Source organism: Streptomyces sp. ME19-01-6, assembly GCF_033793745.1.
Classification (GTDB): domain Bacteria; phylum Actinomycetota; class Actinomycetes; order Streptomycetales; family Streptomycetaceae; genus Streptomyces.
The window spans coordinates 235881-244773 of the sequence record NZ_JARAXF010000014.1 but is presented as its reverse complement, the minus strand read 5'-3'; the positions used below and the strand labels follow the sequence as shown (position 1 = coordinate 244773).

The 8893-nt window shown below is 67.9% G+C and carries 12 protein-coding genes and 1 pseudogene; 7 read left to right on the top strand and 6 right to left on the bottom strand.

Going from position 1 to position 8893, the window contains the following annotated elements; genetic code table 11:
- A pseudogene (locus PV419_RS28895) lies at positions 1–104 on the top strand (IS481 family transposase); the annotation flags it as partial.
- A 337-nt stretch (positions 105–441) separates the two neighbouring features.
- Here the strand turns inward: PV419_RS28895 and PV419_RS28890 are convergent.
- Positions 442–1029, bottom strand: a complete 588-nt coding sequence (locus PV419_RS28890) for a helix-turn-helix domain-containing protein (RefSeq protein ID WP_319693923.1) — start codon at positions 1027–1029, stop codon at positions 442–444.
- A 96-nt stretch (positions 1030–1125) separates the two neighbouring features.
- Here PV419_RS28890 and PV419_RS28885 point away from each other — a divergent pair, with 96 nt between their 5' ends.
- Positions 1126–1527, top strand: a complete 402-nt coding sequence (locus PV419_RS28885; RefSeq protein ID WP_319693922.1) for a nuclear transport factor 2 family protein — start codon at positions 1126–1128, stop codon at positions 1525–1527.
- Between the two features lie 44 nt (positions 1528–1571).
- On the opposite strand, the gene PV419_RS28880 is transcribed toward PV419_RS28885, so the two are convergent.
- Together PV419_RS28880 and PV419_RS28875 are read right to left on the bottom strand one after the other, a co-directional pair.
- Positions 1572–1997 carry a GNAT family N-acetyltransferase gene (locus tag PV419_RS28880; protein ID WP_319693921.1) on the bottom strand — a complete coding sequence of 142 codons (426 nt, stop codon included), beginning with the start codon at positions 1995–1997 and terminating at the stop codon, positions 1572–1574.
- A gap of 21 nt (positions 1998–2018) precedes the next feature.
- Positions 2019–2672 (bottom strand): aminoglycoside phosphotransferase family protein, encoded by a 654-nt coding sequence (locus PV419_RS28875; protein ID WP_319693919.1) that lies wholly within the window; start codon positions 2670–2672, stop codon positions 2019–2021.
- A gap of 169 nt (positions 2673–2841) precedes the next feature.
- Between PV419_RS28875 and PV419_RS28870 the strand changes: the two genes are divergently transcribed.
- From PV419_RS28870 to PV419_RS28860, 3 genes are all read left to right on the top strand, one after another.
- Positions 2842–3450: a hypothetical protein gene (locus tag PV419_RS28870; protein ID WP_319693918.1), complete on the top strand. Its 609-nt coding sequence runs from the start codon at positions 2842–2844 to the stop codon at positions 3448–3450.
- Positions 3451–3628: 178 nt separating this feature from the next.
- Positions 3629–4621 carry an endonuclease/exonuclease/phosphatase family protein gene (locus PV419_RS28865; RefSeq protein WP_319693917.1) on the top strand — a complete coding sequence of 331 codons (993 nt, stop codon included), beginning with the start codon at positions 3629–3631 and terminating at the stop codon, positions 4619–4621.
- Positions 4622–4635: 14 nt separating this feature from the next.
- Positions 4636–5640, top strand: a complete 1005-nt coding sequence (locus tag PV419_RS28860; protein WP_319693916.1) for an endonuclease/exonuclease/phosphatase family protein — start codon at positions 4636–4638, stop codon at positions 5638–5640.
- A 72-nt stretch (positions 5641–5712) separates the two neighbouring features.
- Here the strand turns inward: PV419_RS28860 and PV419_RS28855 are convergent, their stop codons facing one another.
- The 3 genes from PV419_RS28855 to PV419_RS28845 form a co-directional block, all read right to left on the bottom strand.
- The gene (locus tag PV419_RS28855) at positions 5713–6354 is read right to left on the bottom strand and encodes a class I SAM-dependent methyltransferase (RefSeq protein WP_319693915.1); all 642 of its coding nucleotides are present in this window, start codon (positions 6352–6354) and stop codon (positions 5713–5715) included.
- 133 nt (positions 6355–6487) lie between these two features.
- Positions 6488–6691 (bottom strand): DUF397 domain-containing protein, encoded by a 204-nt coding sequence (locus PV419_RS28850; RefSeq protein WP_319693913.1) that lies wholly within the window; start codon positions 6689–6691, stop codon positions 6488–6490.
- Between the two features lie 12 nt (positions 6692–6703).
- The gene (locus PV419_RS28845; protein WP_319693911.1) at positions 6704–7558 is read right to left on the bottom strand and encodes a helix-turn-helix transcriptional regulator; all 855 of its coding nucleotides are present in this window, start codon (positions 7556–7558) and stop codon (positions 6704–6706) included.
- 159 nt (positions 7559–7717) lie between these two features.
- Between PV419_RS28845 and PV419_RS28840 the strand changes: the two genes are divergently transcribed.
- Both PV419_RS28840 and PV419_RS28835 read left to right on the top strand, forming a co-directional pair.
- A complete protein-coding gene (locus tag PV419_RS28840; RefSeq protein ID WP_319693909.1) occupies positions 7718–8179 on the top strand; it encodes an ATP-binding protein in 462 nt (153 codons plus the stop codon).
- A gap of 66 nt (positions 8180–8245) precedes the next feature.
- Positions 8246–8770 carry a TIGR00730 family Rossman fold protein gene (locus PV419_RS28835; protein ID WP_319693908.1) on the top strand — a complete coding sequence of 175 codons (525 nt, stop codon included), beginning with the start codon at positions 8246–8248 and terminating at the stop codon, positions 8768–8770.
- Positions 8771–8893: the final 123 nt, after the last annotated feature.

Below are 8893 nucleotides of genomic sequence, written 5' to 3'. Positions count from 1 at the left end.
ACCCCGCCTGGCTGCACACCTACAATCACCACCGCGGACACACCGCACTGAAGGGCCAGCCACCCGCCAGCCGCGTCCCCAACCTCACGGGTCAGTACAACTAGACTGCTGTTCAGCCATCGGGAAGGTCCTGACTTCCTGGGTGGTGAGGCCCTCGTTCGGGATGGCAGTCCCGGCCGGGGGCCGTCGTCTGTTTTGGGGTTGTGTTGCGGCGAGCGTAACCCGTTCGCGGACACATTCGCGCCCAAGTCACCCGATGGGGTGAGTGGTTGGGGAGGTGGGTGGGAGTTCTCTACCAGGTTCTTTGGTAGGGCACCGCCCCACCGGATGCCTGCCCAATGACACCTGGCACCACCTGACCGGGGTCCAGCCGCTCGGCATCCGGGGCGACCTGCGGCGATGGCGCCGCAGCCCGCTCAGACGCTCAGCGGTAGCCCGTAGCTACAGGAGTGTTTGGGCGCCCGCGAAGCCGCGCCACAGGACGCGCAGGAGCTGCCGTGCGTGATCCGCGCCGCTGCCGGCAAGAGCCGCCGCGCTCGTCAGCGCGAGCATGTCGTCCACCGTCAGGTCCGTGCCAACGGCACCGTCATGCTGGGCTCTGGTGAGCAGCTTCTGTGCGGTCGATCGCATGGACGCGTGCCAGCGGTCGAACAACGTGGTGCGCCGCCCAGCGCTGTCCGCGGTCCCGGCCATCGCCAAGGCGCGTTTTGTGGCGACGTGGACGACGAAGCTGTCCAGCCAGGTGAACAGCCCCTCAGCCGCCGACTCGGATTCAAGCAGGTCGGCGCCCTGCGCACAGAGGATCGTCACTTCGTCCGCGTACACCGCCACGATCAGGTCCTGGCGGGTGGGGAAATGGCGGTAGAGCGTCGCATTGCCGACGCCCGCCCGGCGCGCCACCTCGTCCAGCGCGATGTCGGGGCCGTGCTCGTCGAAGAGCTTCTTCGCCGCGGCGAGCAGCGACTGGACGCTCCTTGCCGCGTCTGCCCTGCGCGGTCGCGGGGCACCCAACGGATCCGGATGCGTCATTGTCGTGCTCCCTGGTTGCGATACGGGGACGTCCCCGATTACGGTATCGCGCAATGAACCGGGGAACTCCCCGTATTGCCGCCCCAAGGATAGCCAATGACTCTCACCTGCGAAGATCGCTGCGTCATCACCGAGCTGATCGCGATGCACGGGCATCTGTGCGACAGCGGAGAGCTCGATCGCCTGGACGAGGTGTTCACCACCGACGTCACCTACGACGTCACGGATTTCGGTTACGAAATCCTGAGGGGGGTGGAGACCTGCGCCGAGGCCGGGCGCGCCCTGGGCGAGCTGAACCCGGTCGGACACCATGTCACGAACATCGTCCTGAGCGAGCAGGCCGACGGCCGGGTGCATGCGCGCGCCAAGGGGATCGGTATCCGTGCCGACGGCACGAGCGGGAGCCTGACGTACGAGGACATCATTGTGCGCGTGGACCAGGGCTGGCGGATCAGCCACCGAAAGGTGCTCGCGCGACGAGTTCCCCTGGGCGGGTGATGACCGGCCTTCGGCCGACCTGAGGTCAGACCGGCGCAGCTCGCTCAGAGCCGCATCAGACCCGCCGCGGTGGGCCGGAATCCGCACTGCCCGTAGAAGGACTCAAGGTGCGGCTCGTAGTCGACATGCAGCCACTGCGCACCCCGCACCTTGGCTTCGTCCGCCGCCGCACGCACCAACCGCACCCCGAGCCCCTGCCGTCGTTCGTCGGGGTGCACGGTGGTGTCCAGGATGAAGGCGTGCAGACCCCCGTCGCCGACGACGTTGACGAACCCGACGAGCCGGCCGCCCCGGCTCGCGGCGATCCACGCCAAGCTGCGGGCCAGCATTGGCGCGAAGGCGGTCGGGCTGTGATGGGGCCATGAGGCACTGAACAGTTCGTTGAGGTCTGCGTCGGTGAGCTCGGGGCGCACCGCCAGCACCGTATCGCCGTCGTGCGCGGAACCATTGACCACCATGTAGGCCGCCATTCTACCTTGTCGCTTCCTCGGTTACTCCTGCCAACCCGCCGTCGCGACCGCACGCTCCTGCCACAGCGACACACCCGGACCATTCGGCTCCCAGCGATGGCAGAACTCCCGCAGGGACGCGCATCTGGCCAGCATGGCGTCCTGGCGGATCGGCCACGGCGGCACCGCATCCCCGCCATAGGCGCGGAAGAAGCCGTCGAGGGCACGGCGGTGCTCGGGATGGTGCATCCGTACGATCCACTCGCACCAGGCCAGATCCTCGACCGGATCCCCGAGGTGGGCGAACTCCCAGTCGACCACGGCGGTGACCTGGAAGGTGACGGGGTCGAGCAGCACGTTGTTGGGCCCGAAGTCGCCGTGCACCCACACCTTGCCCCCGTCGTCGGAGCCCACTCCATGGATGCGGCGCAGCAGCTCCCCGCACGACTCCAGGACCTCTGCGGCGTGACCGGAGTCGAGCAGTTCCTGACCGGGCGCGCCGGGCATGAAGCCGAGCGTGAGGGTGCCGTTGCCTGCCTCGTGTAGGGGTGGCACGGGGAGCCGTCCCTGGAGCCGGGTCAACAGCGTGCGCTCGCGCGCGAGCCTGAGCTCGGCATCCGGACCTTCGTAGGTCTTCCGCACGACGGCTCCGTCGCCGAGGGTGCGGTTCGTATAGCCGTGCTTCAGCGGACGCATCCCCCGATGATCGGCGACGGGCTGGCACGTCGCTACCCGGATGCGGAGCCGCCACGCGTACCGGATGTCGGTTCGTGGTGAGTATGAGACAGCGACACGCCGACGTGACGGCGTGTCGCTGTCCTGTTCTCACCGCGGATACCGCGTCGCGGCTGGCAGAGTCATCCCCATGTTGACCTCGACGCGTGAGCGGCACAGACACTTCGCCGCAGCCGCTCTCCTCCTGGGCGCCGCCATATCCCTGACCGCCTGCGGTGAACAGCGCGGCACGGACCCGGCGGCCGGCGCCCCGGCACCGCCCCCGCCCCCGAGCTCCAGCCCGGCTTTCTCCGGCGCCTCCCCCTATGTGGAGCCCGGAGCGGGCGACGGCGCCCCGCACTACAACGAAAACAACGCCGGCCGCCGCCCCCGCGAGATGTCCGTCGACAGCGCGGAGGACGCGCGGAAGGAGGCCGACCGCATCCTGCCCGTGCTCAGGCAACTCTGGAAAGACAGGAAGTGGGACGTCAAGAGCGTGCGCGCGGCGATGCTGAAGCTCGGCTACGAGGAGGAGCGGACCGGGGCCGGGGGCAAGCGGCTCGGCGGGTCGCTCACCGTGAAGGGGATGGAACCACGCTTCGAGACCGACCACTACGTGACGCCCGAGGGCGCCCGGGTCGGCCTGCGCGTCCATGACGACGCCTGCGTCAAGGCCTTCGTGCAGAAGACCAACTACGAGGTGCGGACGAACGGCCCGTACCTGGAGACCGGCTGCTTCGAGCCGCCCTTCGCCCACTGACACTGATCGTCATGCGGGCCAGCCGGTCATGTGCCGCGACCCGACTCGCTGTGATGTCCGCGGACAAACCGCATTGTCCGCCCTTCGACCTGCGGCTTCGCAGTCGGAATGGGGCGGACAAACAGATCTGCGGAGAGCGTGACCACACCAGTCGTCATCGACCGACGGAGGTTGTGTGGTGCGCGTTTCACTCTCCCGTGTCTGCCGCGTCGCGGCAGTCCCCCTGCTCTCCGCCCTCTTGCTGACGGGCAGTGGCACGGCCACCGCTGCCGAGGCACCGGATCTGCCGGAGCGGGTCTCCGCCCTGACCTGGAACCTGTGCGGCGGCTACCAGGGGTGCGTCGAATGGGGCAAGCCGCAAGAGAAGGTCGACTGGGTCGTCAAGGCCGTCGAGGACGACCCGGGCGTGGCGGTCATCATGCTTCAGGAGGTCTGCCTGGGCCTGCACACCGAACCGCTCCAGGAGCGTCTCGGGGACCAGTGGCAGGTCCAGTTCCGTGCCGCCCCCAACACCAGCACGCCGCAGGACCCGAACGATCTCACCCCTTGTTCCGCGGACACCCGGGCCCTGCCTCCGGGCGATGCCCCCAGCCCCCTGCTCGGCGACGACGAGCAGGGCCACGATCAGCGGGTCCAGGCCGGCGGCAGGCGGGACCTGGCCGGGGTTCTCGTCGCGATGAAGAAGCTCCCCGGTAGCGAACTGCACCCGGTGAACATGACATTCGTCCAGGATCCGCAGCAGGGCGCGGCGTGCATCAAGGACACCGGCAACCTGCTCTTCGCATGCAGCAGCCACTTCATGAACAAGAACGCGGACCCCGACGGCACGAGCCGGGTCACCAGCGGACACAACTTCCGGGACCAGACCGTGCATCTCCAGGCCCAGGGGTACCGGACCATCATCGGCGGCGACCTGAACGCCACACCGGACAGCGAGCCCCTCCAGCCCCTGTACGACGGCAACTTCGAGGCCGACGTCAACATGAAGCGGCCGACCTTCTCGGGGCAGAAGCTCGATCACATCCTCTTCGGCGACTACGGATGGGACCTGCTCGGCGCGAGTGTGCACTTCGCCGGTGAGATGCAGGGCATGTCCAGCATCGAGACGTACTTCGGGCGGAAGCTGAGCGACCACTGGATGCTCAAGGGCTCCGTCACCCCGACCGCCTGATGGTGAGGAAAACGATGCGAACGCATATGCGAAGGATGTCGGCCCTCGTCGTCCTCCTGCTCGCCCCCCTCGCGGCCGCCCCGGCATCCGCCGGCGCTCAGGACCCGGCGGAGTACCAGATCGGTACGTTCAACATGGCGGGCGGCAACGACGAGCACGGCGTCAAGGGGGTGGAGGCACCTGAGGCGCTGGTGCGCAGCATTCAGGACCGCCGCCCGGCCTTCGTCGCGGTTCAAGAGGGCTGCGCGGACTGGAGCGCGACGCTCCGCGACCGACTGGCCGGCGCGAACGGCCAGGACGGAGAGTACGCCGTCTTCTTCGACGCGGTGAAGCGCGGCGACCCCGACCAGAACAAGCCCACCGACCAACTCGCCGACGCCACCTGCAAGCACGGGGGAGTGCCGTTCGGCAACGGCCTTGTCGTGCGCAAGGACATCTTCGGAACAGCCCCGGACCAGCCGGTCGAGTCCTACCCGCTCACGCGCTACGTGATCGACGACCGTCAACGCATGGGCGACCTGGAACAGGCGCGGAAGTACGCGGAGAAAGAACGGCGCGAAATGCTGTGCGTCCGCTCCGAGGCCAGGCGACTGGTCGCCTGCTCGGTACATCTGACCTACGACGACCGTGACCTGCGCATCGCCGAGGCGTCCAAGGCACGCGAGATCCTTCAGGGCGCCTACCCCGGATACACCAAGCTCCTCGGGGGCGACTTCAACGACGATCCGCTCTCCGCGGCGGCCGATCACTTCTACGCCCCGGGCTATCAGCGCGGCGCTGAGGGAGAATTCAAGGAGGCCAACAGCCCCTGTGGCAACGAGATCGAGGAATCCACCCTGGCCCCGGGCCCGGCCGGCTGGCCGGCGTTCACCTACTGCCGCTCCGGTGAGGCGACCCACAACAGCGGCATGAAGATGGACGCGCTGTTTGTGTCGCCCACGGTCGAGGTGAAGTGGTCCGACGCCACCAAGGCCCTGCACTCCGACCATGTGCCTCTGTGGGCGGGCGTGATTTTGTGAACGTGATTCCTTGAACGGAGCGGGGCGCGGCCGACCACCGGCCGCGCCCCGCTCTCTCGTACGTCACGTACGTCACGTACGGCGGGCAAGAAGGTACGCCCGGCGGGTCTCGACCTCGTGAGCGTAGTGAGTGCGCTCCATGCGCATCTCCACGGTGAACCCGGCCGCCTCGAGCAGTCCGGCGATGTGCGCGGGTTCGAGGAAGCGGAAGTCGACATCCACGTCATGCCCCCACCACTCGTCCAGGTGCCGGATCTCCTCACCGATGTGGAAGGAGAGGAGGAGAAGCCCGGCAGGGCGCAGCACCCGCCATGCCTCCTCAAAGGCGCGCCGCAGATCGCCGGGATTGAGGTGGATGATCGTGTAGAAGGCGACGGCGGAGCCGAATTCGCCGTTTCCGGCGGGAAGTCCCAGCAGGTCGCCTTCTCTGAATTCCACCTGTCCGAACCGGCGGCGGCCGGCCTCGATCATGCCCGCGGACAGATCAATCCCGACCGTACGCGCGCCCTTCTCGGCGAGCCAAGCCGCCACATGACCGGGGCCACAGCCGAGGTCGGCGATCGCGGCCCCTGGTTCCGTCTGTTCCAGAAGGCAGGTGAGGAGTGCCCGGTCGAGCGGCTTCCCCGCGAGCTCGTCGTGCAGCCGGGAGGCGTATTCCTCGGCCACGGTGTCATAGCTACGGCGTACTGAGTCGTGATGCGCGTGATCAGCCATATGGATGAGCGTGCCACGAGGCCGGCTCATGCGACGAGCCTCGGTGCGCGTCCGCGCCGGGGCCCATGGGGACGGTCCCAAAGGGGGTTCGCGGACCGGCTTCGGCCCGTCCGAGCAGGGCCTGTCGGGGTTGCTACCGGAGGTCCGGCAGCCGGTCGAAGTGCCCGCCTTTCACTTCGAGCACGAAGGCGCGGAGCGCGGTTCGGTTGGTGGTCAGGATGGCGTCGGGGTCGGTGCTTTCGCGTATCGCTATGGTGCTGCCGTCGGCGGCGACCTCTATGCAGTTGTTGCCGCCGCCGCCGCAGAACGATGACCGCTGCCAGGTGGACTCGTACACCGATGGCTCCTCTCACATATCGCGGGCGATGGACCGGATGAGCTTCTGCGACTCGTCGGGAGGGAGCGCTGAGTCTTCCATCAGGTCCAGCAGAGCACGATAGTTGGCGAGCGGAGTCGGGGCATCAGCGAAGTGGGAGCCGTACGCCGTGTCCAGTTGGACGGTGTCGAGCTGGGGTACGGGCCCGTGCGCGTACAGGATTGACTGGCCGGCGCCGGGGAAGCTTCCCGCGCTGAACGGGATGACCAGCAGGGTGATGTTGTCGCGGTCGGCGGAGTCGGCCAGGTATTCAAGCTGCGCCCGGGCTACTTCCCTTCCGCCGAACTGCATGCGTAGTGCGGCTTCGTGAATGATGGCGACGTAGGGGGTCGGCTCCTCCCGGGCAAAGATGCCCTGGCGCCCCAGACGGTGCGCGACACGCAGCTCGACTTGCAGGCGTGGCAATTTCGGAACCACGAGATCGAAGAGTGCGCGGGCATGTTCCTCGGTCTGCAGCAGGCCCGGCAGGTGCACGGTCTGAGCAGTACGGATCCGGGTGGCGTGATGCTCGATTTCGGAGATGTCCAGGAAGCCGTCAGGCAGCTTGCCTCGGTACTCCATCCACCAGTCCTGGTTCCGGCGACTGCCGGTCATGGCCGCCAGCGCATTGATCAGTGCCTCGTCCGCGCATCCGTAGTTGCACGCGAGCTGACGGACGCGATCCTCGCTCAGCCTCGTCCGAGCGGCCTCGACGTTGGAGATCATCGTTCGGTCGGCGCAGAGCATCGCGGCCGCCTGTTGGATGGAAACCCCAGCCTGTTCGCGCATGCGCCGTAGTTCCACGGCGAGGCGGCGCTGACGGCCTGTGGGGGTGCTTCTTGGTGCCATGAGTCCTCTCTTGCTGCCCGTCCAAGAAGTCTGGCAGGGCGTCAAGTGGCCGTCTACTGAGCCAAGTTTCGGTTCACTCGTTCGTGTTTTTGCGACTCATAAGTTACTCAGAATGCTTTAGCTTGTGACCGCGAACACAACGCCCACCGGAGGTGCCACGTGACCCCGCATCCACCACCGCTGCTGTTCACCGAGCCCTGGGAGTACGAACTCCGCTTCCCCCGAGACCCCCGTGGTCCGGGCATTGTCCGGGCCACCCTGCGGGCCGTGCTGACCGCTCACGGGCTGCGCGAACTGGTCGACCCGGCCTCTCTGCTCACCTCCGAGCTGGCCACCAACTCCGTCCGCTACTCCGACGACTGCGCGTCCGTACGCCTGCTCTGGGCACACCCCGTGCTCCGTGTCAGCGTCACCGACACCAACCCCGAGCTCCCGGAACCGTTCAAGCCCTCCGACGACCTCGACGGCGGCAGGGGGCTGTTCATCCTCGATGTCCTGGCCGACCGGTGGGGCGGCTGTGCCATCGGGGAGGAGCCGTTCGGGCTCGGTGGGAAGACGGTGTGGTTCGAGCTGGCCTGGGGTGGGACCCCGCCGACACCCACGGCCGCGCTCGCGGCCTGAGCCAGTCGTAAACCGGTCGTACGCGAATCCGGGGGGCTGTCGGACCCGGGCCGTAGGGTGGCGGGCATGAATATCTGCGTCTTCTGTTCCGCCGCCGACCTGGACGATCGCTACACCGCCCCCGCCCGCGAATTCGCCGAGCTGATCGGCAAGCGTGGCCACACGCTCGTGTGGGGCGGCTCGGACGTCGGGTTGATGAAGGTGATGGCGGACGGGGTGCAGGAGAACGGCGGACGGCTGGTGGGGATATCGGTGGAGTTCCTCTCCGCGAAGGCCAGGGAGAACGCCGACGAGATGGTGATCGCCAAGGATCTCGCCGAGCGGAAGGCGCAGCTGCTCGCCCGGGCGGACGCGGTTGTGATCATGGTGGGCGGCACGGGGACGCTGGACGAGGCCACCGAGATCCTGGAGCTGAAGAAGCACGGTCTGCACATCAAGCCCGTGGTGCTGCTCAACACGGCGGGCTTCTACGACGGGCTGAAGCAGCAGTTCCAGCGGATGGAGGAGGAGGGCTTCCTGCCCGTGCCGCTGAGCGAGCTGGTCCTCTTCGCGGAGAGCGGCGCGGACGCGCTGGCGCACCTGGAGCAGTGAGAGCCGTGAGCGTGGCTCCGCCGGGGCGGAGCCACGCCTGGGGTGCGTCGCGGCTCAGCGGCCCACCACGTACACGCGGCGCTTTCGCGAGTACTCGCCGAGCCCCCAGCTGCCGTTCCGGTC